Origin of the sequence: Bradyrhizobium sp. Mp27, from assembly GCF_029953005.1 — a bacterium.
Lineage (GTDB): Bacteria > Pseudomonadota > Alphaproteobacteria > Rhizobiales > Xanthobacteraceae > Bradyrhizobium > Bradyrhizobium barranii.
Window position 1 is genome coordinate 34614 of the sequence record NZ_JASAUS010000035.1, and the last position, 26915, is coordinate 61528.

General features: G+C 63.8%; 25 protein-coding genes and 1 pseudogene. 12 read left to right on the top strand and 14 right to left on the bottom strand.

What is annotated here, in order from left to right:
- The first annotated feature begins 197 nt into the window (after positions 1 to 197).
- The gene (locus QJT78_RS19380) at positions 198 to 1670 is read left to right on the top strand and encodes a protein adenylyltransferase SelO (RefSeq protein ID WP_028147787.1); all 1473 of its coding nucleotides are present in this window, start codon (positions 198 to 200) and stop codon (positions 1668 to 1670) included.
- Between the two features lie 106 nt (positions 1671 to 1776).
- On the opposite strand, the gene QJT78_RS19385 is transcribed toward QJT78_RS19380, so the two are convergent.
- The gene (locus QJT78_RS19385) at positions 1777 to 2787 is read right to left on the bottom strand and encodes a M23 family metallopeptidase (protein WP_049807577.1); all 1011 of its coding nucleotides are present in this window, start codon (positions 2785 to 2787) and stop codon (positions 1777 to 1779) included.
- 260 nt (positions 2788 to 3047) lie between these two features.
- Here QJT78_RS19385 and QJT78_RS19390 point away from each other — a divergent pair, with 260 nt between their 5' ends.
- From QJT78_RS19390 to QJT78_RS19405, 4 genes and pseudogenes are all read left to right on the top strand, one after another.
- Entirely contained in the window at positions 3048 to 3899 is an 852-nt protein-coding gene (locus tag QJT78_RS19390; RefSeq protein ID WP_028147786.1) for a phosphodiesterase, read from the top strand.
- A gap of 1 nt (position 3900) precedes the next feature.
- Positions 3901 to 4850, top strand: a pseudogene (locus tag QJT78_RS19395) (sugar ABC transporter permease).
- Positions 4847 to 5716 carry a carbohydrate ABC transporter permease gene (locus tag QJT78_RS19400; protein WP_028147784.1) on the top strand — a complete coding sequence of 290 codons (870 nt, stop codon included), beginning with the start codon at positions 4847 to 4849 and terminating at the stop codon, positions 5714 to 5716. The pseudogene QJT78_RS19395 and the gene QJT78_RS19400 overlap by 4 nt, the downstream one beginning before the upstream one ends.
- An 11-nt stretch (positions 5717 to 5727) precedes the next feature.
- Positions 5728 to 7059 (top strand): ABC transporter substrate-binding protein, encoded by a 1332-nt coding sequence (locus tag QJT78_RS19405; RefSeq protein WP_028147783.1) that lies wholly within the window; start codon positions 5728 to 5730, stop codon positions 7057 to 7059.
- Positions 7060 to 7134: 75 nt separating this feature from the next.
- Here the strand turns inward: QJT78_RS19405 and QJT78_RS19410 are convergent, their stop codons facing one another.
- The 4 genes from QJT78_RS19410 to QJT78_RS19425 form a co-directional block, all read right to left on the bottom strand.
- Positions 7135 to 7941 (bottom strand): ABC transporter permease subunit, encoded by an 807-nt coding sequence (locus QJT78_RS19410; RefSeq protein ID WP_281460277.1) that lies wholly within the window; start codon positions 7939 to 7941, stop codon positions 7135 to 7137.
- A gap of 24 nt (positions 7942 to 7965) precedes the next feature.
- Positions 7966 to 8850 (bottom strand): sugar ABC transporter permease, encoded by an 885-nt coding sequence (locus tag QJT78_RS19415; protein WP_028147781.1) that lies wholly within the window; start codon positions 8848 to 8850, stop codon positions 7966 to 7968.
- Positions 8851 to 8861: 11 nt separating this feature from the next.
- Entirely contained in the window at positions 8862 to 9926 is a 1065-nt protein-coding gene (locus QJT78_RS19420) for an ABC transporter ATP-binding protein (protein ID WP_038943086.1), read from the bottom strand.
- A gap of 66 nt (positions 9927 to 9992) precedes the next feature.
- Positions 9993 to 11132 (bottom strand): extracellular solute-binding protein, encoded by a 1140-nt coding sequence (locus QJT78_RS19425; RefSeq protein WP_028147780.1) that lies wholly within the window; start codon positions 11130 to 11132, stop codon positions 9993 to 9995.
- A gap of 192 nt (positions 11133 to 11324) precedes the next feature.
- On the opposite strand from QJT78_RS19425, the gene QJT78_RS19430 reads away from it, so the two are divergent.
- Positions 11325 to 12059 carry a FadR/GntR family transcriptional regulator gene (locus QJT78_RS19430; RefSeq protein ID WP_199877100.1) on the top strand — a complete coding sequence of 245 codons (735 nt, stop codon included), beginning with the start codon at positions 11325 to 11327 and terminating at the stop codon, positions 12057 to 12059.
- Positions 12060 to 12091: 32 nt separating this feature from the next.
- Here the strand turns inward: QJT78_RS19430 and QJT78_RS19435 are convergent, their stop codons facing one another.
- Positions 12092 to 13081, bottom strand: a complete 990-nt coding sequence (locus QJT78_RS19435) for a zinc-dependent alcohol dehydrogenase family protein (protein WP_028147778.1) — start codon at positions 13079 to 13081, stop codon at positions 12092 to 12094.
- 103 nt (positions 13082 to 13184) lie between these two features.
- On the opposite strand from QJT78_RS19435, the gene QJT78_RS19440 reads away from it, so the two are divergent.
- Together QJT78_RS19440 and rnd are read left to right on the top strand one after the other, a co-directional pair.
- On the top strand, positions 13185 to 14084 hold the full coding sequence (locus QJT78_RS19440; RefSeq protein WP_028147777.1) for a LysR family transcriptional regulator: 900 nt from the start codon (positions 13185 to 13187) through the stop codon (positions 14082 to 14084).
- 352 nt (positions 14085 to 14436) lie between these two features.
- On the top strand, positions 14437 to 15585 hold the full coding sequence (gene rnd / locus QJT78_RS19445; RefSeq protein WP_028147776.1) for a ribonuclease D: 1149 nt from the start codon (positions 14437 to 14439) through the stop codon (positions 15583 to 15585).
- Positions 15586 to 15734: 149 nt separating this feature from the next.
- Here rnd and QJT78_RS19450 read toward each other — a convergent pair whose 3' ends face one another.
- Positions 15735 to 17117 carry an aspartate aminotransferase family protein gene (locus QJT78_RS19450; RefSeq protein WP_028147775.1) on the bottom strand — a complete coding sequence of 461 codons (1383 nt, stop codon included), beginning with the start codon at positions 17115 to 17117 and terminating at the stop codon, positions 15735 to 15737.
- A 195-nt stretch (positions 17118 to 17312) separates the two neighbouring features.
- The gene (locus QJT78_RS19455) at positions 17313 to 18644 is read right to left on the bottom strand and encodes an MFS transporter (protein ID WP_038952658.1); all 1332 of its coding nucleotides are present in this window, start codon (positions 18642 to 18644) and stop codon (positions 17313 to 17315) included.
- Between the two features lie 155 nt (positions 18645 to 18799).
- Here QJT78_RS19455 and QJT78_RS19460 point away from each other — a divergent pair, with 155 nt between their 5' ends.
- Positions 18800 to 19558 carry an IclR family transcriptional regulator gene (locus QJT78_RS19460; protein WP_038943088.1) on the top strand — a complete coding sequence of 253 codons (759 nt, stop codon included), beginning with the start codon at positions 18800 to 18802 and terminating at the stop codon, positions 19556 to 19558.
- A 95-nt stretch (positions 19559 to 19653) separates the two neighbouring features.
- Positions 19654 to 21246, top strand: coding sequence for an FAD-dependent monooxygenase (locus QJT78_RS19465; protein ID WP_028147772.1), 1593 nt, complete (start codon positions 19654 to 19656; stop codon positions 21244 to 21246).
- Positions 21247 to 21276: 30 nt separating this feature from the next.
- On the opposite strand, the gene QJT78_RS19470 is transcribed toward QJT78_RS19465, so the two are convergent.
- Genes QJT78_RS19470 through QJT78_RS19485 form a run of 4 tightly spaced genes read right to left on the bottom strand, consistent with a single transcriptional unit; the run spans position 21277 to position 23295 of the window.
- Positions 21277 to 21447, bottom strand: a complete 171-nt coding sequence (locus tag QJT78_RS19470) for a hypothetical protein (protein ID WP_193375938.1) — start codon at positions 21445 to 21447, stop codon at positions 21277 to 21279.
- 34 nt (positions 21448 to 21481) lie between these two features.
- Positions 21482 to 22045, bottom strand: coding sequence for an isochorismatase family protein (locus QJT78_RS19475; RefSeq protein ID WP_028147771.1), 564 nt, complete (start codon positions 22043 to 22045; stop codon positions 21482 to 21484).
- 25 nt (positions 22046 to 22070) lie between these two features.
- Complete coding sequence (locus QJT78_RS19480; protein WP_014495756.1) at positions 22071 to 22691, bottom strand: GNAT family N-acetyltransferase; 621 nt, start codon at positions 22689 to 22691, stop codon at positions 22071 to 22073.
- A complete protein-coding gene (locus tag QJT78_RS19485; protein WP_028147770.1) occupies positions 22678 to 23295 on the bottom strand; it encodes a hypothetical protein in 618 nt (205 codons plus the stop codon). Before QJT78_RS19485 ends, QJT78_RS19480 begins: the two co-directional genes overlap by 14 nt.
- Positions 23296 to 23366: 71 nt before the next feature.
- Between QJT78_RS19485 and QJT78_RS19490 the strand changes: the two genes are divergently transcribed.
- A complete protein-coding gene (locus QJT78_RS19490) occupies positions 23367 to 24407 on the top strand; it encodes a LysR family transcriptional regulator (protein ID WP_038943089.1) in 1041 nt (346 codons plus the stop codon).
- A gap of 20 nt (positions 24408 to 24427) precedes the next feature.
- On the opposite strand, the gene QJT78_RS19495 is transcribed toward QJT78_RS19490, so the two are convergent.
- Positions 24428 to 25582, bottom strand: a complete 1155-nt coding sequence (locus tag QJT78_RS19495; RefSeq protein WP_038943090.1) for an autotransporter outer membrane beta-barrel domain-containing protein — start codon at positions 25580 to 25582, stop codon at positions 24428 to 24430.
- Positions 25583 to 25955: 373 nt separating this feature from the next.
- Between QJT78_RS19495 and QJT78_RS19500 the strand changes: the two genes are divergently transcribed.
- Positions 25956 to 26162 carry a cold-shock protein gene (locus QJT78_RS19500; RefSeq protein WP_028147767.1) on the top strand — a complete coding sequence of 69 codons (207 nt, stop codon included), beginning with the start codon at positions 25956 to 25958 and terminating at the stop codon, positions 26160 to 26162.
- 94 nt (positions 26163 to 26256) lie between these two features.
- Here the strand turns inward: QJT78_RS19500 and purN are convergent, their stop codons facing one another.
- Positions 26257 to 26910 carry a phosphoribosylglycinamide formyltransferase gene (gene purN / locus QJT78_RS19505; protein WP_028147766.1) on the bottom strand — a complete coding sequence of 218 codons (654 nt, stop codon included), beginning with the start codon at positions 26908 to 26910 and terminating at the stop codon, positions 26257 to 26259.
- Positions 26911 to 26915: the final 5 nt, after the last annotated feature.

Below are 26915 nucleotides of genomic sequence, written 5' to 3' on the forward strand. Positions count from 1 at the left end.
GGTCGTCCCAAAATCAATGTCGGAGGGGTCGAATCGGACGGCCTGAAACGACCGGTCCGAAGTTGCGGCAGGGTTTACCCGACGACGCCGGGGGCGGCAACCAAGGGAACGGGCTGTTTTGGGGCCGAAGCGCGCATTTTTGGCCGATTGGGCCTCAAGCCTTTGCCATCAGGCGTTCCCCGCCTATCTTTACCTCCATGACCGTCCATTTCCCCTTCCAGAACTCGTATTCGGCACTGCCGGACAGCTTCTTTGCCCGGGTCGCTCCGACCCCTGTGGCCGCCCCCCGGCTGATCAAGCTGAACCGCCCGCTGGCGGTTCAGCTCGGGCTCGACCCGGATCTGCTGGAGACCCCTGAGGGTGCCGAGATCCTGGCCGGGAAAACGGTTCCCGCTGGCGCCGACCCAATCGCCATGGCCTATGCCGGCCATCAGTTCGGGCAATTCGTGCCCCAGCTCGGTGACGGCCGGGCGATCCTGCTCGGCGAGGTCATCGACAGGGACGGCGTCCGCCGCGACATCCAGCTCAAGGGCTCGGGCCCCACCCCGTTCTCCCGCCGCGGCGATGGCCGCGCCGCGCTCGGGCCGGTGCTGCGCGAATACATCGTCAGCGAAGCCATGTTTGCGCTCGGCATCCCGACCACGCGCTCGCTCGCCGCGGTCGTCACCGGCGAGCACGTCATCCGCGAGACCGCGCTGCCCGGCGCCGTGCTGACGCGCGTCGCCGCGAGCCACATCCGCGTCGGCACCTTCCAGTTCTTCGCCGTCCGCCGCGACACCGGCGCGATCCGCCGGCTCGCCGACCACGTCATCGCCCGCCACTATCCGGATCTGCTCCATGCAGAGCGCCCCTATCACGCCCTGCTCGCCGGCGTCGTCGCGCGTCAGGCCGATCTCATCGCGCGCTGGCTGCTGGTCGGCTTCATCCACGGCGTGATGAACACCGACAACAGCTCCATCTCGGGCGAGACCATCGATTACGGCCCCTGCGCCTTCATGGACGCGTACAACCCTGCGCAGGTGTTTTCGTCGATCGACGAGATGGGCCGCTACGCCTATGCCAATCAACCGCGCATCGCGCTGTGGAATCTGACCCGGCTCGCCGAATGCCTGCTGCCGCTGTTCTCCGACGACCAGGAAAAGGCGGTCGCCGAAGCCCAGGACATTCTTGGCGCCTTCGCCGAGACGTTCAGCACGGCCTATCAGGCGGGCCTGCGCAAGAAGGTCGGCCTGTTCACCGAGCGTGATGGCGACGAGGCCCTGATCCAGGACCTGCTCGATGCCATGGCAAAGAACCAGGCCGACTTCACCCTCACCTTCCGCAAGCTCGGCGACGCCGCACGTGATGATGGCGCCGATGTGCGCGCGCAGTTCATGGAGCCCGCAGCCTTCGACGAGTGGGCCGGACGCTGGCGCGAACGCGTCGCCCTGGAGCCGCAGACCGCGGCCGAGCGGCAGGCCGCGATGCACGCCGTCAACCCGATCTTCATCCCGCGCAACCACCGCGTCGAGGCCGTGATCCAGGCCGCGGTGAACAACGACGACTACGCGCCGTTCGAAGAGCTGGTGAAGGTGCTGGCCAAGCCGTTCGAGCACCAGCCGGACTATGCTGCCTACGCCGACCCGCCGCTGCCGGACCAGCGGGTGCTGCAGACGTTCTGCGGGACGTAGCTCGGTGCGTAGGGTGGATTAGCCGAAGGCGTAATCCACCGCTTCTCTCAACAAACGGAAAGTAAAGAGGCGGATTACGCTTCGCTAATCCACCCTACGCATCTTCTTACTTCGTCGCCTTCCTGACCCCACCGAACGACGCCGCGTCGAACTTTTGCGGATCGACGGGATCGTAGCGGGACCACTCCATGTCCGGCACATTGCCGTACCGCTCGGCCCAGGCCTTGTTCGTCGTCGTTGTGCCGGGCGCGACCGGGCGGATCTCGAAATGCAGCACCTTGTTCGGGCCGATCTCGCCGATCGTGTCCTTGGCCTTGACGCTCGCATCGACCGCAAGTGCCCTTCCCTTCGGCCCAACAATGCGACCGAGCTGGACGTAGCGTGTGTAGACGATGCCGCCGTTCGGATAAGTATGCTTGAGCACGACGTAGCGGCCGCAACCGCCGATCACGGGCAGGTCGGCCGGCGCTTGCTCGCTGGTCTCGATCTTGAAGACGACGCCGTCCGCCATCGCCGCCACCAGGCCGCCTGCCTTGTCGGAGGTGAAATCGACGCCGGGATGCTCGTCGTGGGTCCAGCATCCACAGGAGGTCATCGTCTTGTCTGCCGGCTTGTCGGCGCGCGGAAAGCTGCGCGGGGTCAGGAATTCATTGACCAGCAGCCCCGGCCCTTCGGGGGACGTGAAGGCATGGATCGCAAAGAGCGAGAGCTTGTCCCCAACCGACACCTCCGCCGGCAAGAAGCCGTAGACCACATCCTGGATGAAGACCTTGAGCTCGCGCCCCTTGGCGGAGCGGACCGCGATGCAGTTGGTCGCCAGCAAGGCGTCGGCGTCGGTCTTGGGCATGCCGCTCATGATCAGCGATCGCTCGAGCGCGCCGCTGGCGCACGGCTCCCCGTGGGAGGCCAGCGTGACGTCAAGCTTCAGCGGCGACATCGGGTAGACGTCGAGGCCGGTAGCCGGTCGCCGCCGCGCCAGGAACTCGTCGAGATCGGTCTCCTTGTAACGGGCGAAATTGAATTCGGCGCGCACCGCATCGGGGACGGCGCAGACGACGACAAGCAGCAGGGAGGCAGCAAGCAAACCCAGCTTGGGGAGGACACGCGGCGGCAACATTCGGAGGTCTCGTGATGCAAATTTGGTGAGCAGCATGAGCAAACCACGACCGCATCTTCGCGGTAAGGTAGACCGCAGCTTGCGCCTCAATCATGAGAGGTCATTCGGCCCCAGAGTACGCTCGCCCGGTCGTCCCAAGCATGTCCACACCTTCCACGCGCCGTAGGAACCGCTGTCATCAAACTGAAACACTGGCGCTCTAACGGCCTGTCAGGGACGTCCTGCCGGAGGCGCCCATCCTCCAACAGTCCTGACGCGCCATGCCCTTCAAATTCATCCACATCACCGACACGCATCTCGCGAACCCCGGACTGAAGCTCTATGGCCTCGATCCGCGCGCACGGCTGGACGCGGCGGTTGCCGACATCAACAAGCACCAGTCCGATGCTGCCTTCGCAGTCGTGACCGGTGACCTCACCCATTGGGGCGAGCCTGAATCCTACGCCAATTTCGCCGAGGCGATGGCCGCGCTGAAAATTCCGTACATCGCCATGGTCGGCAATCACGACAAGCGCGTGGCCTGCCTCGACGGCCTGAAGGCCGCGCCGCGCGACCTGAACGGCTTTGTGCAGGGCACGCGCACCACCGAGCACGGGTTGTTCGTGTTCCTGGACACGCTGGACGAGACCAGCCACGCCGGCGAGATGTGCGCCAAGCGCCTCGGCTGGCTCGCAAGCACGCTGGCGGCCGCGCCCGCCGACATGCCGTTCGTCGTCTTCATGCATCATCCGCCCTTCCCGGTCGGCGTCCACGCAATGGACGAGATCGCACTGGCGCAGAGCGCCGAATTCGCCGAGGTGATCGCGCCCTATCGCGCACGCATCCGTCACCTCTTCTTCGGCCACGTGCACCGGCCGATCTTCGGCAGCTACGGCAAGATCCCGTTCTCGACGCTCCGCGGCACCAACCACCAGGTCTGGTTCGAGCTTGACGCTGCCGCGACCGACCATCTCGCCAGCCATGAGCCGCCGGCCTATGGCGTGGTGCTGATCGACCGCGAGAACCTGGTCGTGCACAGCCACGACTTCCTCGACACCAGCCTGCGCTTTCCATTCGCCGCACCGACGGGAATGAACGACCGCGACTACGCGCTCAATTTCCCGGCGCGATGAGATGAGCCTCGCTGAACCCGCGGCTCTCCCGGTCGCGACTTCGGCGGCACCGCGTCTGCACGTCCTGAAGCGGTTTCTTGCCGATTCAAAGCCTCGCTGCCCGCCTACCTTTTGCTTCTGCCATCGCTGGTCTTCCTCGCACTGTTCACCTATGGCGCGATGGGCCGCGTGCTGATCGACGCGCTCTACCAGCGCGCCACGCCGAACGCGCCGGTCCGCTTCGTCGGCCTCGACAATGTCAGTGCGGTGCTTGCCGATCCCGCCTTCACCGGCGCGGTCGTCAACAATCTCGTCTACGCCATCGGCACGGCGATCCCCAGCATAGGACTTGCACTGCTGTTCGCGCTGGCGCTGTCGCGCACCAATGCGGTGAGCAGCGCGCTGCGCGCCGCGCTGTTCCTGCCGGTGCTGATCCCGATGGTCGCGGCCTCTGCGCTGTTCCTGTTCATCTTCCTGCCCAATGTCGGCCTGCTCGACTATTACATCGGCCGCCTGCTTCCGGTGGTGCCGAACTGGCTCGGCGACCCCGACATCGCGCTCTATGCGATCATGCTGATCACCATCTGGAAGAACGCCGGCTACTACATGCTGTTCTTCCTCGCCGGCCTCCAGGCCGTGCCCGAGGATGTCATGGAAGCCGCGCATCTCGACGGCGCCGGCCCGTTCATGCGGCTGCGCTACATCATCCTGCCGGAGCTCAAGCCCACCTTCCTGTTCGTCATCGTCATCGCCACGCTCAACGCCGTCACGCAGGTCGACCACGTCTTCGTCATGACCAAAGGCGGGCCGTCGAACTCGACCAATCTCGTGCTGTTCTACATCTACCAGCAGGCGGTCGAGCATTACGACATCGGCAAGGCCTCGGCGGCAACGCTGCTGACACTTGCGGCGCTGATGGGCCTCACCGCGCTCTCATTCCGGACGATGGCAAACCGCGAGGGCGGGCCATGACGCTGATCGACCGCCTGCTCAAGAATGCCCCGCTCGCCACGCGCCGCGAGATCACGCCAAAGCTCGGCTTTCTGCTGACCGTGCTGCTCGCGATCGTCTGGCTGATCCCGTTCCTGTGGATGGGCGTGGCGACGCTGCGCCCGGCGTCCAACGGCATCAACGTGATGGCCGAGCTGATCCCGAGCCTCAAGCCCACGCTCGACAATGTCAGGGATGCCTGGGAGATCGGCGACTTCCCGCGCTACACCCTCAACACCACGATCATCTGCACCGGCATTCTGCTGGTGCAGTTCGCCACGATCACGCTGGCGGGCTTTGCCTTTGCGCGGCTCGAATTCGCCGGCAAGACGCTGATCTTCTATTTGTTCCTGATGCAGCTGATGCTGGTGCCGGTGCTGCTGATCGTGCCGAATTTGAGCCTGGTGGCGCAGCTCGGGCTCTACGACACGCTCGCCGGCGTGATGATGCCGTTCTTCGCCTCGGCCTTCGGCACCTTCCTGATGAGGCAGGCTTTTGAAGCGATTCCGACCGAGCTGGAAGACGCCGCCCTGATCGACGGCGCCAGCCTTCTCCAGCGCATCCGCCACATCTACGTGCCGTTGTCGATGCCGAGCTTTTCCGCCTTCGCCATCATCTCCGTTACCAGCCACTGGAACGACTTCCTATGGCCGCTGATGGTGATCAATTCGCCGGACAAGCGGCCGCTCACGGTTGGTCTGTCCGTCTTCACCGCGACCGCCGAAGGCACGCAGGCCTGGGGCACGATTGCCGCCGGCACGCTGATGGTGATCGCGCCGCTGCTCATCACCTTCCTGATCTTCCAGAAGCGCTTCATCAGTTCTTTCGTCACCTCAGGCATCAAATAGGAGAGTTTTCGATGCTGTTTACCCGCAGGCTCATGCTTGGCCTTGCCATGGCAGGCTCCATGGCTGGCGCCCTCGCCGTCCCGGCGATGGCCGAAGGCCCGACCGAGATCGACCTGTTCTTCCCCGTCCCCGTCGACGGCAAGCTCGCCCGCGACATGGGCACCTTGATCAAGGAGTTCAACGAGACCCATCCCGCCATCAAGGCGACCGCCGTCTACACCGGCTCCTATGACGACACGCTGATCAAGACGCGCGCCGCCATCAAGGCCGGCAAGCCGCCGTCCGCCGTGATCATGTCCGCGAACTTCCTGCTCGACATGCAGATCGAGAACGAGCTAACCAATCTCGACAGCCTGATCGCCGCCGACGGCACCACCAAGGACCAGTTCCTCGGCCAGTTCTTCCCGGCGCTCCAAGGCAACGCGGTGATCAACCGCTCGGTCTACGGCGTGCCTTTCCACAATTCGACGCCGCTGCTCTACATTAACGCCGACAAGGCCAAGGAAGCCGGCCTCGATCCGAGCAAGCCGCCGCAGACCTGGGCCGAACTCACCGACTGGGCCAAGAAGCTCACCAAACGCGAGGGCGACAAGGTGACCCAATGGGGCATCGCGATCCCCTGCGCCTATGACTATTGCGGCTGGATGATGGAAACGCTCACCATGACCAATGGCGGGCGCTACTACAATGAGGAGTTCGGCGGCGAGGTCTATTACGACACGCCCTCGATGCTGGGCGCGCTGACCTGGTGGAACGACCTCGTCTACAAGCACAAGGTCCACGCCCCCGGCGCGACGCCCGGCCCGGCCGTCAGCACCTCCTTCATCTCCGGCAATGCTGCGATGATGATGCTCTCGACGGGCTCGCTGACCTATGTGCGCGACAACGCCAAGTTCAACTACAAGGTCGCCTTCATCCCGCGCAACGTCCGCAACGCCGTGCCGATCGGCGGCGCCTCGCTGATCGTTCCGGCCGGCCTCGAAGCCGACAAGCAGAAGGCCGCCTGGACCCTGATCAAGTGGATGACCTCGCCCGAGAAGAGCGCCTGGTGGAGCCGCGCCACCGGCTATTTTGCACCCAACATGGCCGCCTATAAGACGCCTGACATGGTCGACTTCCTCAACAAGAACCCGGACGCCAAGACCGCCGTCGAGCAGCTCGACGTCGCAAAACCCTGGTTCGCGACCTACAAGACGGTGCCGGTCCGCAAGACGCTGGAGGACGAGGTGATGCTGGTCCTTAACGGCAAGAAGCAGCCGAAGGAGGCCCTCGTCGCCGCCCAGAAGGCCGCCGACGAGACGCTAAAGCCGTACAACGCGGAGACCTCGCTGAAGCTCCCGTAAGGCCAGCGATCAGCCAAACAAGCTCGGCGCTCCACGGTGTGGGGCGCCGAACTCATTTCAGGGGTCACGATCGCCTCAGTTGCGCCTGCCGTCGAGCCTGAACACCATCTGCGTCGGACGCACGAACCGCAATGCGACCAGCAGCACGGCCATGACGGTGCACATGTAGATGACAGCCATCGCATCGATCGAATAGACCGGCCGCACACCGCCAGCGAAGACGTTGTAATACAGCGCGACGACCAGGGTCTGCGATCCCCCGCCCGCGAGCAGAAAGGCCAGCTCGAAGTTCGAGATCGTATTCACGAGAACCAGCAGGCCCGCTGTCAAAATGCCGGGCAGCATCAGCGGCAACAGGATGCGGCGGAATATCTGCAGCCGGCTCGCGCCGAGCATCTGGGCCGACCATTCAAGGTTCAAGCTGATCTGCTCGAAGAAAGGCAACAGGATGAAGACCGCAAGAGGAACCATGGGGACGAGCACGGCGAGAATGACGCCAATGACCGTCGCGCCGACACCAAATCCATAAAGCGTCGTGGCAAGCGGAATGCCGTAGGTCATCTGAGGGATCAGCAGCGGCAGGAAGTAGAGCAGCAGCAGGACCGGCTTGGCGTTGAAATTCCGCCGCGCCAGCACGTAGGCCGCCGGAAATCCGATCGCGAGCGCGATGAAGACCACGGCCAGCGCGATAAATAGCGTGATGAAGAGAACATGGGGGAGCTCGAACTCCCGCCATGCGTAGGTAAACCAATCCGTCGTGAATGCCGGCGGCAACGGCTTGCCGAACCAGCGTTTAGCGAACGAGCTCACCACGACATGCGTCACGATTCCGAGCAGGTTCAGGATGATCCCAGCAGGAACAGGTAGATCGCCAATTTCCACATCCGTCCGCGCATCTGCTTCCCCTCAGCGTTTGCCGACGCCCATGGTTGTTGCAATCGTCATGCGGCGGCGAACCAGCACGATGACCACCAGTGCCGCGAGCTGGCAGAGCCCCATGATAACCGCGATCGCGGACGCGTAGGACATGTCATATTGCTCGAAGGCCTGCTGGTAGGCCGCGATCGAGATCGTCCGCGTCGAACCGGCCGGCTGACCAACCATCACCGCGGATGGAAACACGGCAAAGCTCATCACGAAGACGAGGGCAAACGCGATGATCAGGCCCGGTGCGATCAACGGGAACATGACGCGCCGAAAGATGGTCCAGGGCCCGGCACCCAGCATGCGGGCGGAGCTTTCCAGGCTCGGGTCGATGCCGGAGATGTAACCGAGCAACATCAGGAAGCAGAACGGAAAGTTCTGCATGAACAGCGAGAAGATGACGCCGATCGAATTATGCGTCAGTTCGAGCGGGTTCTGGATCAATCCGACCGCTAGCAGCAACTGGTTGAGCCAGCCATTGTGGCCGTAGAAGCCGAGGATCCCTTCCGACAGGAAGACGACACCGAGCGAGATCGGAAGCACGAGAATGGTCGTGATGGTGCGCTCGAACCAGATGCCGCGCCGCATGCCGTATGCGAGGAACAGCGCAACCAACACGACCGCGACCGTCGTCGGCAACGCCAACATGAAGGTCGTCTTGATCGTATTGTACTGGTAGGCGTCGTTGAAGAACGCGACATAGTTCGAGAATATCCCGGCGTCGCGCTTCTTCGGCTGCAAGCTGATGTAGATCCCGTAGAGGAACGGGTAGACGAACATCGCGAGCACGTAGAGCAGCGACGGCGCAAGGCAGAGGATCGCGACGAGATCCAGTTCGCTGCGAGAATCAGAGCGGATGCGAGCCACGGTCTGTCACCTCACTCGCGACGCAGCAGGACGAATTTGTCCGCCGGCAAGGTCAGATCCAGCATCTCGCCCAATACGAGCTTCTCGTGCGAGCGCACCCAGAGCCTTGCGTCGCCATCGAGCGCGATCTCGGCCTCCTGCTCGCGTCCGAGATATTCGACGAGCTCGACCCTGCCGCGCAGCACATTGACGCCATCACCCGACTTGCCGAGACGCACATCTTCCGGCCGGATGGCCAGAACGGCGTGGTCGCCCGGGCGGAAGCTATCCCTGGCCCCCGCCTGCAGGATTTGCCCCTTGAAACCGGCTTCGATCATGCCGCCCGCTTCCTTGCCGAGCGTCACATCGAGGAAATTTCGAAAGCCCATGAAATCCGCCACGAAGACGTTCTTGGGACGGTCGTGGATTTCCTGCGGCGTCCCGACCTGCATGAGCACACCTTCACGCAGCACGACGATGCGGTCGGAGAGCGAGAGCGCTTCGGCCTGGTCGTGGGTCACGTAAATGGAGGTCAAGCCAAGCCGCGTATGCAGCTGCTTGATCTCGGCGCGCATCTCGACCCGAAGCTTTGCGTCTAGGTTGGACAGCGGCTCGTCAAACAGCATCAATCGAGGGTGCAACACAAGGGCGCGCGCGATGGCGACGCGCTGCTGCTGTCCTCCGGAGAGCTGGCCGGGATAGCGGTCTTCATAGCCCGCAAGACGAACCAGACCCAGCATTTCCCGAACGCGCTTGTCGATCTCCTCAGACGAGCGCTTCTGCAGCGAGAGGCCGAACGCGACGTTGCCGAACACAGTCAGATGCGGAAACAGCGCGTAGTTCTGGAACACCATGCCGAACCCGCGCTTTTCGGGCGAGACGTCGTCAATCCGTCGTCCGTTGAGATGGATCTCGCCGTCGCTCGGCGGCACCAGGCCCGCGATGATGCCGAGCGCCGTGGACTTTCCGCACCCGCTCGGCCCGAGGAAGGTGACGAACTCGCCGCCGCCGATCTCCAGCGGAAAGCGGTCGAGCACCACCTTGCCGCCATAACGCTTGGTGATCGACATCTGCAGCTTATCGATAGAGTCGGCCATTCCCCGCCCCGCATACGCGCGCGAGGGCCGCACCTGCGCGCCCTCGCGTCCTGGTCCCGGTTATTGTTATTTCTTGACCTGATCGGCGCCGACCTCGCGGTCCCACCGTTCCATCGCGTAGCTCAGCTCGGTGACGCCCAGCGGAGGCGATACTTTCCATTTGGTCCCGATCTGATCATATTCAGGACGCCAGAACTCCTTCACCTCATCCTGGATGTCCTTGGGCGCCGATGCCAGGGCTGCGGCCTTCACGACCGGCCCGATGAAGGCCTTCCAGCTGAGCGCCTGCTGCTCCGGCTTCCACATGAACTTCATGAGGTCGACGATGACATCGACCTGTTCCTGCGGCACGCCCTTCGGGATGCACCAATAGTGACCGTCCACCACGAACGTGGTGTTCTCCAAAATTGCGATCTTCGAGTCCGGTGGGATCACGCTCTGTGCGCGCGGCTTCATGTCCCATTCCATGATCCCGGCGATCATCCAGCGCTGCCCCTGGGCGAACTCCTTCAACGTGATCGCGGTACCGGTCGGATAATATTCGACGGACTTGCCAAGCTCTTTCAGGAAATCCCAGCTCTTGTCCCAGCCCTTTTCGGGGTCGAGCGGCTTGGAGTCCCCTAGAATGAAGGCAAAGCCCTGGAGGATCGCGCGGCCCGGCCCACTGTTCGCCGGACGCGCATACATGAATTTGCCCGGGTTCGCCTTCACCCAAGTCAGCAATTCCTGCGCCGTCTTCGGCGGGCTCGGCACCTTCGCCGGATTGTAGATCAGCACCGGTCCACCGGCATTGCCGACTGAAGGAATGAGGACGCCCTTGCCCTCGTCGTAAAGCGCCTTGCCCGCATCGGTGAGGCCGTCGCGCGGAAAATTCTTCTGATAATCGGGGATGGCGATGAGCTGGCCGTTCTGGGCGAGCAGCGCGCCGCCATCCTGCCCGGTCAGCACCAGATTGATATCGAGGCGTCCGGCATCCTGCTGCGCCTTGATCTTGGCCGGAAGCTCCGGCGCGGGCGCGCGCTGGATCTTGATCTCGCTGACCTTGTCCGGATTCGCCTTCTTGTAGTTCTCGATGATGGTCTGCACCGAAGCCAGGTCACCGCCGGTATCGATGATCGAAAGACTGATCGGAGCGGCCAGGGCTCCGCTGCAAAGACACGCCCCCAACAGGACGGCGACCATTGGGGTTGCTGACCTCGGCTTCATTCTCGCCTCCCAAGCGCTTTATTTTTTGCGGAATTTGTTATTTATTTGTAAGGCAAGCATCGACGAAATCTTCGCTAGTTGTCAAGCGGTCTGTTCTGTAGCTGTTTGAACTGGCGGCCGATCGCCTTGTGCACGGACTAAAATGTCAAAAACTTGTTTGGAAGCCGAACGCAAAACCGGGCGGAGCCGGACTTGAAAAAGCCTGCGATGAAATCCGCGGAGTTGCCGCTGTCGTCCTCAACGGGACGACTGAGCGACCGGATCTACGACCATGTGCTGGGTCAAATCGCGATCGGCATCCTTCCCGTGAACTGCCGGCTACCGCCCGAGAATGGTCTTGCCGAACTCCTCGGCGTTTCACGGCCCGTCGTTCGCGAGGCGCTGACGCGATTGCGCGATGACGGGTTGATCGCATCACGCCAGGGCGCGGGCTGGTTCGTGACGCGACGCCCGGCCGCCAATGCCTTCGACTTCGCGCCCGTCAGCAGCATCCCCGACATCCAGCGCTGCTTCGTGTTCCGGATGGCCGTCGAGGGCGATGCCGCGGCCCTCGCCGCGCGCAACCGGGACAGGCAAAGCCTGCGCCGCATTCAGCAGGTGCTGACCAGGCTGGATACGATGGTCGCCCAGGGCCGCGAGGGCGGCCTTGGTGTCGAGGAAGATCTCCTCTTCCACCGCACGATTGCGGAGGCGAGCGGCAACCGGTTCTTTGTCGAGACGCTGACCTCGTTGAGGGAGCAGATCGCCATTGGCGTCAATCTCAACCGCAACCTGTCGCTGATTCAGCCGCGCGGTCGCATTCTCAGGGGACAGCAGGAGCATCGCCGCGTGTTCGAGGCCATCGAGGCACAAGACGAGGACGGCGCCCGCCGCGCCATGCGCACGCATGTCGAAAATGCCCGCAAGAGAATATTCGAGGGGGGTTGATCGCCGCGACGTGACCCACCCGCCGCGCGCGGTTAGATCGTCACCACGATCTTGCCGAACTGATTGTTCGACTCCAGGAAGCGATGCGCCTCGACGATCTCCTCGAACGGGAACGTTCTGGCGATCACCGGCTTCAAGCTGCCGTCTGACAGCCCGTCGAGGATGAACGCCTTTGCTTTCGCAAGCCGCACAGGGTCGCTGATGATCTCGTGCACGAGGTAGCCGCGCAGGACCAGGCTCTTGGTCAACACGTTGAAGAGCGGGAACGGCGTCGGCGCGGGGCTTAGCCCGCCATACTCGATCAGGATTCCGCCCGGCGCCATCGCCGCAGTCAACGGCTCGAATGCGGGACCGCCGACGGCGTCAAATACCACGCGGACGCCGCTCGCACCGGCGATCTCCGCGAGCCGCGCTCCGATGTCCTCCTCCTGCGAGGCGATCACGTGCGCAGCGCCGGCCTCGCGTAAGGCGCGCCGCTTGGCCGAGGTCCGCGTCAGGGCGACCGGGACAGCGCCGATCCGGTTCGCGATCTGGATGGCGGCAAGGCCGACGCTGCTCGATGCGGCCGTGACGGCGACGAGGTCCCCTCGCCCAAGTCCGGCGATATCGACCAGCGCGCCGTAGGCCGTCAGATACTGCATCCACACCGCAGCCGCCGCCTCGAAGCCAAGCTCGGGCGGATGCATCACGACGAGTTCGGCCGGAAAGGTGGCAAGCTCGGCATAGGCCGGCCATCGCACCATCGACAGCGGCGGCACGATGCTGACCGCGTCGCCCGGCGCAAAGCCGGCCACGCCTTCGCCGATGGCCTCGACGATACCTGCCGCCTCCAGGCCAAGGCCGGACGGAAATGTCGCGGTCTCGATATAGGTGCCCGTCCGCAACAGGGCCTCCGCACGGTTGAGACCGAGCGCCCTGACCCGGATCTGCACCTCGCCCTTCGCCGGCGGTAGAACGTCGACCGTCTCGATGCGCAGCGCTTCGGGACCGCCATGCCGGTGAAAGCGAACGACGCGGGTCATGGATACACTCCAAAACAGTTGAACTGAATGGAGCTATGCCGATCCCACCGAAGTGGATAAATGGCCCGAATACGCGAACAGTCGAAACCAGGAGTTTTCAATCATGGACCGCCTGACCAGCATGGCCGTATTCGTCCGGGCTGTCGATCTCGGCTCGTTCGCAGCCGCGGCCGACGCCCTGGAGATGTCGGGGCCGATGGTCGGCAAGCATGTGCGCTTCCTCGAAGAACGCCTCGGCGTCCGCCTCCTCAACCGCACCACGCGGCGCCAGAGCCTGACCGAGGCTGGCCAGGCCTATTACGAGCGCTGCCGCACGGTACTCAGCGAGGCCGAAGCCGCCGACGCCGTCGTGGCCGATGAACTCTCCGCGCCACGCGGCAGGCTGCGCGTGACCATGCCTGCCCTGCTCGGACGGCACTGCATCGCCCCTCTGTTGATGAAGCTCGCGCGAAAATATCCGCATCTCGAGCTCGACCTCTCCTTCGGCGATCCCATCGCTGACATCATCGAGGCCGGCTACGATCTTGCGATCCGGACCGGCGATCTCGACGACCAGTCCGGTCTGATCACGCGGCGCATCGCAAGCCAGCGCATGGTGGTGTGTGGCGCGCGGTCCTATCTGCGCGCCAACGGCAAACCGAAATCGCTCGACGATCTCGCCGCGCATCAGGCGATCATCTATCGCCGCTCTGGGCGTGTCCGGCCGTGGCTGTTTCCGCAAGCCGACCAGCCGCCACGCGAGATCATGCCTTCGGGCAGGCTGAGGCTCGACGATATGGAGGCGATCGCGGACGCCGCCGCTCAGGGCATGGGTCTCGCCTGGCTGCCTTATTGGCTGGTCCGCGAGCGCCTCAACAGCGGCGCGCTGATCGGCCTGTTCGAAGGCCAGCCCGAATTCCTCTACGAATGCCACGCTCTGTGGCCCCGTTCGCCCCGGATTCCGCCAAAAGTCCGTGCCGCCGTGGACGCGCTCGCTGCCGCCTTGCCGAAGCTCATGGGGTGATGGGCGAGCCCGCCCCCGTTAACCCCCCGTCCACCATCCGGCTTGCCGTGCGGCCGGTAACCACGAGCATTAACAGACCCTCAACGTACCCCCGACAAATCTATCAATGTTTCTGGAGATTCGCCGTGGATCTGTTGGTTTTCGAGTTCCTGGGGCTGGCGCTGGTCGCCATGTGCGTGGTCGTGGTGGCGCTGCCCTGCGCACGCAAATCCTCACACCGGATCCGTTACGAATAGAAATTTCGTCGGAAACAGGCGATTCCGGCCCGATGCAAGGCTCGAATTCGCTTCGAGCCCCTTGACATCACAGCGCTTTCGGCAGAACGGCTGATACCAAGTGTCATGGGCCGTTCATGGATTTGATTACCACCACCGCTGACCTCGCGGCTGCCTGCAGCCGGCTGGCCAAGCACCCCGTCATCACAGTCGATACCGAGTTCCTACGCGAGACCACCTACTACCCGCTGCTGTGCGTGGTGCAGATGGCGAGCGCCGAGGAAGCCGTGGTGATCGACACCCTGGCCGAGGGCATCGACCTCAAGCCGTTCTTCGACCTGATGGGCAACGAGGGCGTGCTGAAGGTATTCCACGCCGCCCGCCAGGACATCGAGATCATCTGGCACCAGGCCAACATCATCCCGCACCCGGTGTTCGACACCCAGGTCGCGGCGATGGTGCTCGGCTATGGCGACAGCATCGCCTATGACGCGCTGGTCGAGAAGGTCACCGGCCACCGCCCGGACAAGACCCACCGCTTCACCGACTGGTCGCGCCGGCCGCTGACGAAAGAGCAGATGCACTACGCGGTGTCCGACGTCACGCACCTGCGCGACGTCTTCGCAGCGCTGGATGCCGACCTCAAGAAGCGGCGCCGCAGCGAATGGGTCTCCATCGAGATGGAGGTCCTGACCTCGCCCCGCACTTACGACTTCCACCCCGAGCGCGCCTGGGAACGGCTGAAGACGCGGGTCCGCAAGCCCAAGGACCTCGCGGTCCTGATGGAGGTCGCGGCCTGGCGCGAGCAGGAAGCGCAGAGCCGCGACGTGCCGCGCGGCCGCGTGCTGCGCGATGAAGCCATCAGCGACATCGCGACCCACGCGCCGAACACGCTGGAGAAGCTCGCCCATCTGCGCTCGGTGCCGAAAGGGTTCGAGAAATCCAAATGGGGCGCGGACATCGTCGCCGCGGTCGAGCGCGGGCTGGCGCGGGATTTTGCGACGCTGCCGAAGCTGGAGAAGCCGCGCAACAACAACAATGGCGCCGCCATCGTCGAGCTGTTGAAGGTCCTGCTGCGCATGACCGCGGAGCGCCACGCGGTCGCCAGCAAGGTGATCGCCACCGTTGACGATCTCGAAGAGATCGCAGCCGACGACGAGGCCGACGTCCCCGCCTTGCGCGGCTGGCGCCGCGAGCTGTTCGGCGATGCCGCGCTGAAACTGAAGCGCGGCGAGCTGGCGCTGGCGATCGAGAAGGGTCGCGTGATCGGGGTTCAGCGGGCGTAGGCGGCCCGCTCCGCTCTCACCACGCCGTCATTGCGAGCGAAACGAAGCAATCCAGACCGTCTCCGCGGAATAGCCTGGATTGCTTCGTCGCCAGCGCAAAATTGCTTCGCAATTTTGTCGCGGGCTCCTCGCAATGACGAAGAGAGAGCTTACGCCGGCGTCAGCTTCGCCACTTCCGGCTTCATGTCGTTCAGCACGCCCGCGATCGCCGCGATCAGCTCGTCGATCTGGGCCTTGGTGACGATCAGCGGCGGGCAGATGGCGATCGCATCCAGCATGTTGCGCGAGATCACGCCGCGCTCCTGGAGCATGCGGCTGGCGATGCCGCCGACGGCACCGGGTGTGCTGGCGGCCGTCTTGCGTCCCTTGTCGAGCACGAGCTCGATCGCCGCGATCATGCCGACGCCGCGGACCTCGCCGACCAGCGGATCGCTGGTGAGCTCGCGCAGCTTGCCCTGCATGTAGCCGCCGAGCTCGGCGGCGTGCGCGACCAGGCCGCGCTCCTCGATGATCTTGAGATTCTCCAGCGCGATGGCCGAGCCGACGGGATGGCCGCCCGCGGTGAAACCGTGGCCGAGCACGCCGATCTTGTTGCTCTCGTCCGCGATCGGCTCGAACATGCGATCGTTCAGGATGATCGCCGACAGCGGGAAATAGCTCGAGGTGATCTGCTTGGAGACCACCATCACGTCCGGCTTGATGCCGTAGGTCTCGCAGCCGAACATCTTGCCGGTGCGGCCGAAGCCGCAGATGACCTCATCTGCGACCAGCAGGATGTCGTACTTCTTCAGGACTGCCTGGATCTTGTCCCAATAGGTCGCCGGCGGCACGACGACACCGCCCGCGCCCATCACCGGCTCGCCGAAGAAGGCCGCGATCGTATCCGGGCCCTCCTTCTGGATCAGCGCGTCGAGCTCCTCGGCCCGGCGCGTCGCGAACGCCTCCTCGCTCTCACCGGGCGCGCCGTCCTTGTAGAAGTGCGGCGAGCCCGTGTGCAGGATGTTGGGCAGCGGCAGGTCGAACGAGCGGTGGTTGTTCGGAAGGCCGGTGAGGCTTGCCGAGGCAATGGTGACGCCGTGATAGGCGCGCATCCGGCTGATGATCTTCTTGCGCTGCGGCTGGCCAAGCGAATTGGAGCGATAGGCGATCAGCTTGAGGACGGTGTCGTTCGCCTCCGAGCCGGAATTGGTGAAGAACACCTTGCTCATCGTGACAGGCGCGAGCGCCACCAGCTTCTCGGCGAGGTCGATCGAGGGCCCGTGCGATTTGGCGGAGAACGTATGGTAGAACGGCAGCGCCAGCATCTGCTTGTGCGCCGCCTCGACCAGCCGCTTCTCGTTGAAGCCGAGCCCGACGCTCCACAGGCCGGCCATGGCCTCGAAATAGCGCTTGCCCGACGCGTCGAACACGTAAGGACCCTCGCCGCGCTCGATCACCAGCGGACCGGCCTGCTGATGCGCGCGCGCGTTGGTATAGGAATGGAGCTGGTAGGCCACATCCCGGGCCTCTTGCGAATTGGGCAGCATGGACATTGCGGGATTCCTCAACGGTGCGTCATTGGAGGTCATGACGCAGACCTGTCCAAACGACGAGCTTGTCCAAAGAAAACGTCGACATCTTGGCTATTGCGGCAGGCCGCAACTTGCAACGTCATTTCGTTGGCAACAAGCGCACACGAGCGTTGCAGGAAAGCAGCGCTCGCACGTCGGCAGGATATATCGCCTCGGCTAGCCTCGCCGTGCCAGCACGAAGGCCGCCGCCGCGGCGATCAATGCCGGGACGGCCGCAGCGCCAAACAGCGGCTGCGGTCCCATGTCGCGGGCCAGCATGACGCCGCCGATGAGAGGCCCCACGATCGAGCCGATGCGGCCGATGCCCAGCGCCCAGCCCACGCCGGTCGATCTGATCGCCGTCGGATAGAAGGTCGCCGTCAGCGCGTTCGAGGCGATCTGTCCTCCGACGATGCAAAATCCCGACGCGAAGATCGCGATCGTGACCAGGACGATCGAATGGCTGGCCATGCCGACGGCCGCAACCGCGACGGCCGCCACGAGATAGGTCAGCGACAACGCGCGAAACGAGAAGCGGTCGATGAACTGGCCGAGCGTGAACGTGCCGACCACGCCGCCGACCTGGAGCATAGCACCAATCGCAGCCGCGCCCGAAACCGACACGCCGAGATCGTTGAGCACGGTGGGCAGCCAGTTCGACAGCAAATACAGGTCGAGCAGGCTCATGAAGAACACGACCCAGAGCAGAACCGTCACCGATGCGCGGCCCTCTGCAAACAAATGCGCGACGGGCAATCCCGACAATTTGGGCTCCTGGACCACGAATTTGGCGTTGCCGGCGATGGATACCCCCGGGGCTAGCTTTTGCAGGAGGTTCGCCACCTCGCGGTCGCGGCCGCCCATCATCGCGAGGAACCGGATCGACTCCGGCAACGCCTTGAAGAGCAAAGGCAGAAGCAGCAGCGGCACGAGGCCGCCGACGAGGAACACCGAGCGCCAGCCGAAAGCCGGGATCATGGCGGCCGCCAGCAGCCCGCCCAGGGCCGCACCGATCGAAAAGCCTGCGAACATGATCATGACCATGGTGGCGCGGCGGCGATGCGGGCTGAATTCGGAGGTCAGCGCAATCGCATTGGGCATCGCACCGCCGAGACCAAGACCGGTCAGAACGCGCAACGCGATCAGCCAGGTCGTATCCACCGCGAACACGGTGAGCAGCGTCCCGATGCCGAACACCAGCGTGCTTGCGAGGATGATGCGGCGGCGACCGATCCTGTCGGCCATCGGACCGAAGATCAGGGCGCCGATCATGAGACCCAGAAGCCCCGCGCTGAACACCGGACCGAGGCTGCCACGCGCCAGCTTCCATTCCTGCGCGACTGCGGGCGCGACATAACCGATGGCCTGGGTGTCGAAGCCGTCGATGAACAGCACCGCGGCGCAGACGAGCAGGACCCGGATCTGAAAGGCGCCGACCGGCTGACGATCGACATAGGCGGGAACGTCGACCGTGCCTGACACGATCTCATCCGTAGCTGTGACGGCCATGCCCAACCCCTCCCCGGCAGCTCATGCACTATTATTCTTCTAAAAATCTCTTATAATGAGATTATCACGAAGGCAAGTCGCTGCCGTGCCACCGTTTTGCGGCCGGCGTGAATGCGGGTATCACGGCGAATACGCGAAGCTGGATCGAATCTCACTTGGTCAAAGCAAACAGTCAGGATCGGGTCCTTGCCGTGCTCGATCTCTTCACCGAGGCACGGCCGCAATGGTCGCCCGAAGAGCTCATGAAGGAGCTCGGCTACACGAGGCCGACGCTGTATCGCTATCTGAAGAGCTTGAAGGACAGCGGCTTCGTGATGCCGACGCGCGGCGGCCGGTTCGCGCTTGGCCCGCGCGTGGTGGAGATGGACTATCTCAGCCGCCGTTCCGATCCGCTGATCGCAGCAGCCACCCCGCATCTGGAGCGGCTGTCGGCCGCGCACCCCTGTACGGCCCTGGTCGTGCGTTGGTATGGCGAAAAGATGCTGTGCGTGGCTTCGATCGCCTCCGTCGTGAATCCCGTGAGCAGCTATCCGCGCGGCCGACCGATGGCGATGGGACGCGGCGCCATCGCGCGCTCGATCATGGCTTTTCTGCCCAAGCAGCGCGTGATGCCACTGGTGGCGCGCTATGCCGCCGATCTGCGCAGCGTCGGCGTCGGCGACACTTCCGACGAAATCCTCGCAGCGCTGAAACGTGTGCGGCGCGCGGGCGTCGCCGTTGCCTTTGGCGAAGTGACACCGGGCGCGGTCGGGATCGCCGCGCCGATCCTCGATGCGGGCTACCCGATCGCAAGCCTCTGCATCACGATCGCCGGACCACATGCCAAGGGCGAGTTGATCGATCGCATCAGCGCGGAGGTCCGCGAAGCGGCCCGGCAGATCTCCGAGACCGCGACAGACGGCATCACATCATAATCTCACTATGTGAGATTTTACTTGACGAGATCCATGCGACGTCTCATGAGGACGAGCGATCGCGCCTCGCGCGATGACAATCGTGGGGAAGCGATGTGAGGCAGGCTTCAGCGGATAGCGACGCGCCCGTCGTGATCGTCGGCGGCGGACCGGTCGGGATGGGTCTGGCGATCGGCCTTGGCCAGCGCGGCATTAAGACCATCGTCGTGGAACGCCACGAACAGCCGCAGCCGATCCCTAAGGGACAGAACCTCACGCAGCGGACGATGGAGCATTTCCATTTCTGGGGCGCGGAGGCAGCGCTGCGCGCGGCCCGCACCATTCCTCCCGACTACGGCATCGGCGGAATGACCAGCTACGGGACGCTGCTCAGCGGCTATAATTACAACTGGCTGCAGCGCGAACTCGTCCGCCCCTTCTATTTCACCGACAACGAACGCCTGCCGCAATACGCAACCGAAGCCGTGTTGCGGCAACGGGCGGCACAGCTTCCCTCCATTGACCTGCGATACGGCTGGACCTGCCGGGATGTCCGGCCTGACGCCGAGGGCGTGAGCCTCGACATCGAAAATCGCGACGGGATGACACAGAGCCTTCGCGCCGACTACGTGATCGGCTGCGATGGCAGCCGATCGATCGTGCGCGAACGTGCCGGCATCACCCAGACCCGCTCCGACCACGACCGGCTAATGGTGCTGCTGGTGTTTCGCTCCGTCGAATTGCATCGACTGCTCGAGGCCTTTCCAGGCAAGTCCTTCTATAGCGTGTTGCATCCGGACCTCGAGGGCTATTGGAAGTTCTTCGGCCGGGTCGATCTCGGCAGCACCTGGTTCTTCCATGCCCCCGTTCCCGCGGACACCACCGCCGACAATTTCGATTTCCGACGCTTGCTGCACGATGCCGCCGGAGCACAATTCGACATCGAATTCGAGCACGTCGGATTCTGGGATCTTCGCTTCACGGTCGCGGACAGCTACCGCGCAGGCCGCGTCTTCGTCGCCGGAGATGCCGCGCACAGCCATCCGCCCTACGGCGGCTATGGCATCAACACCGGCTTCGAGGACGCCGTAAATCTGGCGTGGAAGCTTGCCGCGATCCTGCAAGGCTGGGCGCCAGCCGGTCTGCTCGACAGCTACGATGCCGAGCGGCGTCCGGTGTTTGCGTCCACCGCGCGCGATTTCATCGAAACCCCGATCTTCCGCGACCGCGATTTTCTTCGCCGCCACGATCCGGCGCGCGATCGGGCGGATTTCGAGGTCGCCTGGCACGAGCGGCACTCCGGCGCACGCGCCGAGGTCAACGCCTTCGAGCCGAACTACGAGGGGTCACTAATCGTCTTTGGTCCGGCCGGCGCTGTCTGCAGCGCGATCGGCTCGCACGCCTATCCGGCGCGCGCAGGTCATCATCTCACGCCGCAACCTCTGTCGTCAGGCAAAAACGTGTTCGAGGAATTGGGTGACGGCTTCACCTTGATCGATCTGACGGACGGCACCGCGGCTACAGCTCTCGAGCAAGCCGCCGCGCGGCTTGCCATCCCGCTGAGGGTGATCAGGGACACCGCATCAGGCGGCCGCGAGAAATACGAGGCGCGGCTGATCCTGGTGCGGCCCGATCAATTCGTTGCCTACGCGGGCGACAATGCTGATGGCGCATCCGATATCCTGATGCGCGCCATCGGCCGATCCTGAGAGAAATGCTTTCGCCGCACGCGCGAAACCCTACGCCGCGCCGTCGTCATCCTCTTCGTCGGCAGCGCGAGCGGCTTCCTTCACCTCCACCAACGCCATCGAGAGCAGATAGACGGTCGTGGGCAAGCCGACGCGGCGCGCCATCTCCACGGCACGCGACAAATCGCTCGCCAGCTCCTTGAGCTCGTCCCCCCGTGACAATGTCCCACCCCATCCATCCGCCGACCACGGTCGCCTAGACCGCGATGGCGCCGCTGGTTCTGATCAGTTCGGCGCTGGCATGGACTGTAGCAAAATTCCCGATCACATTCACCACCGACTGTTTGTAGGCGGCGGCATCGCCCGTGGCCGGCTGCCGGCAGGCCACGGCGTCAGTGACGATCTGGTAGCGATGGCTGCGGTGAAACCCGTCGACGGCGGTGGCCAAGATGGTTTCGTCCAGGGAAAAGCCGACTAGAATGCAGCGCACATTGCGGATATTGGACATGTAGTCCACGAACCGCGAGGAGCTGTAGGCCGACGGCAGCGGGTGCTCGAACGTCATTTCACCCGGCCGCGGCTTCGCCTCCGCGATCCAATCAGTCAGCCTGGATGCCGGATTGAACCAGGCCGCTTGGGCGATGCGCTTCAGATGCATCACCGGCCAGAGATTGGTGCGCCACAACGTCAGGAGTTCCAGGCAGCGCACGGTGGCGGCTTCGCCGTCGAGGATGACATGGCGACGCCCGGGGGTCAGATATTCGACCTGGAGATCCGCACAGACCAGGATCGGCGGATCATCGGTAATGGAAGCCAGCATTGTCTTGCGCAGAGCTGCACCAATTTCAGTGATCGGCGAGTGCGAGGTCCCGTAGCGGCGAGGTCACCGCCCGCCCCGCGGATGCGTCGAGCACGCCGGGCCGGTCCCAATCGCCCTCGGGGCGAATGATCACATAGGGATCGCTGTCCAGCGTGATGGCGTCCGGCCCCGGCTCGATCTCCAGCAGCATCTCCGTGTAGGAGAAATCCGAGAAGGTGATCTTGCGGTTGTGACCGAGCGGCTTGGCGCCGAAATGAGCCCAGAAATCGACCAACCGGTCCTGCGCCTGGCCGTAGATCTTGCGAAAGCCCTTGCGCTTCACATAGTCGACGCTCGCCTGCACCAGCTTGAACGAGACGCGCGAGCGCCGATATTGATGACGCACCGCGAGCCGCTCCACCTTGGCGAAATCCCCGAAGAAGCGTACCCGCAGGCAACCCGCAGGCTCGTTGCCGACGTAGCCGATGAAGTGGGCTGCGACCATGTCGTTGCCGTCGAACTCCTCGTCGAACGGACAATCCTGCTCGGCGAGATAGACCGCCGAGCGAATGGCGGTGACCAGCATGAGGTCGTTGGGATCGCGCGCGAGGCGAATGGTGATGGCGCGGGAGTCGGGCTTGGCGAGGGGAATTCTAGTGCCGTGCATCTGCAAAACTCCTTGTTTGGATGATCGCGCCCGGCATCCGCATCGGCTGCCGATGCCAGGGCCGCTCGTAACACCAGAGATCGGGCTGGAAGCTCGGGACGGGGTCGAATCCCGTCGCCTTCATGATGTCGCGTCCGGCCACGGTTGACGGCTGCGCATAGCAATCCGCGCCGCGAAACCTTACCTGACGGAGATGAGCCGCGGCCTTGCCCAGACCAGCGATACCTCGGCCCGTCGCCGCGATCGCCCAGATGTAGATCGCGGCAACCTCTTCCTTCGCGGAAGCGAGATAGCGCGTTTCGGGTGCGGTCAGGCAGATCTCGTCGAGCAACAGCGCATCATGTCCGCGGTCGTTGAAGAACAAGAAGGCCATGCCGCCGACCAGATTGCCCTTGCGACTGAACGTCAGGATGCTCTGAGGATCGAACGTGAAATATCGCGCAAGCTCTGCCGTTCCGATCTGCACACCCGGCACCAGCCGGTGCGCCATTTCGGAAAGCGCAGCAATTTCGGAAGATTGCGCACATCGGACATCGACGTCCGGACTGAGCGGCAAGGCATCGAAATCATGCCTTGCGGCAAAGGAGCCCCTTTCCATACTCATGTCACCCCTTTATCGTTCGAGGATTTAGTGCCCCGCTATGACGATGACCTTAGCGGTTGGGGATCTGGCGTATGCAGCAGTTATTGCACCGGGGTGCTGCTTTGATGCAGCACCGTGAAGAAGCCCTGGACGCGTCCTGGGACGATTTGAAACTCTTTTTAGCTTGCGCAAAATATAAAAGTTTCCGCAACGCGGCCGAAGAACTCGGCCTCACCTCCACCACGCTGATGCGCAGGATCGACCGGCTCGAAGAGAGCATCGACTGCAAGCTGTTCCTGCGCGACCAGAGCGGACTGACGCTCAGCGATGAAGGCGCTGCGATGATCGCCGACGTCGCGCATATGGAGCGTCATGCCTTCAACGTCTTCCGGCGTGCCTCGCGATCGTCGAACGACACGTCAGGCACCGTGCGCGTCGCGGTGACGGAAGGTCCCGGCAATTTCTGGATCCTGCCGCGGCTGATCGATTTCCAGAAGACCTATCGCAAGATCACCGTCGATCTGCGCTGCGCGATGGAGCAGGCCGACGTCGCCCGGCTTGAATCCGACATCGCGATCCAGCTCGAGCCGCCGACCAATCCCGACCTAATCGTCGCCAAGCTCGGCCGCCTGCACATCTATCCCTTCGTCTCCAGGGAATACGAGAGCCTCTACGGCGTGCCGGCGTCCCTGGCCGAGTTGAAGAACCATCGCATCATCAAGCAGAGCGCGCCGCAGGTCGACGACGGCGCCTACGCGCGCGTGCTTGGACTGAAGTCGCTCGAGGGCATCGTCGGGATCAAGACCAACTCCTCGGTCGGCGTGCTCTATGCGGTGGAGCGCGGCGCCGGCATCGGCTTCCTGCCGACCGTGTCGATCGCGCTCGGCGCACCGCTCGTTACCGTCGATCTCGGCGTCAGCCACCACGCCGATCTCTGGCTCACCTATCACAAGGAATTTCGCAACTCCGAGCGCCACAAAATCGTGGTCGACTGGCTGAAGAAGATCTTCGATGCCAAGACCTATCCCTGCTTCCGCGACGAGTTCATCCATCCGAATGCGCTGGTGCCAATGATGACGGCCGCGCGCGAGGGCTTTGGGCTAACGGGTTATGTCGCGGCAACGCCGACGTAGAGGCAGGGCGCGCTTCGCCCTCACCATCTGTATTCGAAGCCGACCGTGCCCTGGTGCGACGTCAGCTCGTTGCGGAACTTGCCGTCATAATTGATGTAGAGCCGCGCGACGCTGGTGAGGCTGAGCGAGGCCGAGGCGCCGGCATCCATGCCGTAACGGCCCTCCCCGATGCCGGGAACGACGATGCTCTGGGTTCCCAGGCTGACCTGCACCGATCCCAGGTTCTGGTAGAAATTGTCGACGAACTTGCCGTAGGCCGACAGGTCCAGGATCTTCTGGTCGTAGATGAAGTAGCGCCCGATCTCCGCGCCGATCATCACGCGCGCGCGTGAGAGTGCCGTGGAGCCGACGTCCAATGGATCGAGTCCTCCGGCCTCCTGGAACGCAGCGCTGGTGGCGCGCAGATATTCGAGCGCGCCCTTGGGCACGACGCGCACCTGGTCCTTGGTCCAGTAGTAGCTGATCTCGGTCAAGCCACCGTCGATCGCGGCACGATAGCCCGCGGTCGCAAGACCAACGCCGGTGTCCCTGCTGGAACGGACCTTGCCGAAACCGTGCACCACCGCGAACGCCCAGGTCCACGGTCCCTTGTCGACCGAACCGTTGAAACCGATCTGCGTCAGGTCGAGCGTCGCCGACTGGAGCGCCAGCGGCACGTCGATGTCGGTATGGCTCTGGTCGACGGAGAAGCCGAGATTGACGCCCGGCGCGACCCGCGCGCCGAAGCCGGCGACACCGCCAAAGGTCTTGCGCTTATCGCCGACGAAGTCGCCTTGCGCGTCGGTCCGGACCGAGATGCCATAGCCTTCGAACCAGGTGCGGTAGAGCGGATCCTCCGTGCTCGCCGAGGCGCCGCCCCCACCGGGATTGGTGCGCCATGCACGGTTCACGCCGCTAGAGGCCTGGTTGCCGAGCCGCTCCAGGAAATTGGAGCCAAGATTGAGCGCACTGTTGCCGGCCGACTGGTCGTAATTGGTCGCGGTCGGCATGGGGGTCGGTGACGCCGTGGGTGTCGGGGTCGGGGTCGGCGTGGGCGTCGGACTCTGCGCGAAGGCCGATGTCGCCGACATCGTCACGACGAATCCAAGCGCCATGACGAGCGCAGCCGCGATCCGGCAGACACGGCCCAGCCCGACCGTCTGCCGTGTCCCGGAGAGCTGCAGGGCGCAGCGCATGACGACTAATCCCGAAGCAAAGTGGCGGAGCGCAAAAATGCAACACGAACGGCGCGCGCTTGCGGCGATTTGTGCCGAACTGCCACGCAGGGTCAACCGGTTGGCGCGCTGGAGCGGGGCTATTGCCTCGATTGTGGTTCCCTTGCCACAGGTCGAAAATAGCAGACAGCGACAGCCGCCCGCGATCTTGAAAGCCGTGCGCCGCTTGCTAACGCGCGAATTTCATGTTGCAATATTGGACACAATCGGAATTGGCCGCTCGGCTGTGCGTTTCGCGACATTGAGACTCGAACAGACTACCGGAAGCCCGTTTGTGGCGTGGCACGCGAAACTGCGGCCGCGTCTTTTTTGTATCTAGTGGAGGAGATGAGCGATGCCGCAAAAGGGCACCGTCAAATGGTTCAACCCGACCAAGGGCTATGGGTTCATCAAGCCGAACGGCAGCGATAAGGACGTGTTCGTCCATATCTCGGCCGTCGAGCGTGCCGGACTCTCGACCCTTAATGAGAACCAGGTGGTTGAATTCGACCTCGTGGAGAACCGCGGCAAAGCATCCGCGGAGAACCTCAAGGTCTCCTGATTTCTCTCAAAGCTTCGCGCGAGAGATCATGACGATGCCCCCGGCTCTGCCGGGGGATTTTGTTTGCGAAGACGAAACACGGTGCGACGGCGCTTCAGCGCACCACTGGCGAAACCAGGAAATTCTCCGACGGCCCGCTACCCGCCGTCTTGCACACATCGCCCTCGATCTGGACCTTGCCGGTCGCAAGCAGCCGCAGCGCTTCCGGATAGATGCGGTGCTCCACCTCGAGAATGCGCTCCGACAGCGTAGCGCCCGTGTCATGGTCGCTGACGGGCACCGCGCCCTGCATCACGATCGGGCCGGCATCGGTCTCGGGGATAACGAAGTGCACTGTCGCGCCTGACAGTTTGACGCCGGCGCGCAAAGCCTGACCGTGCGGGTCCAAACCCGGGAACGACGGCAGCAGCGAGGGATGGATGTTGAGCATCCGCCCGTACCAGGCCTTGGTGAACTCGGCCGTGAACAGGCGCATGAAGCCGCCGAGACAGATCAGCTCGATGCTGTGCTGGTCGAGCGCGGCCTGCAGCAGCTTTTCGAAGCCGGCGCGGTCCTTGCCGAACGGTTTGCTCTCGATCACCAGCGTGTTCACGCCGCTCGCCTTGGCGCGTTCGAGCCCCAGAGCGCCGGCCTTGTTCGAGATGACGAGCGAGATTTCTGCCGGAAAATCCGGTGCAGCAGAGGCCCTGATCAGCGCGGACATGTTGGAGCCGCGGCCGGAGATCAGGATGGCGACGCGGCGCTTCATTACAG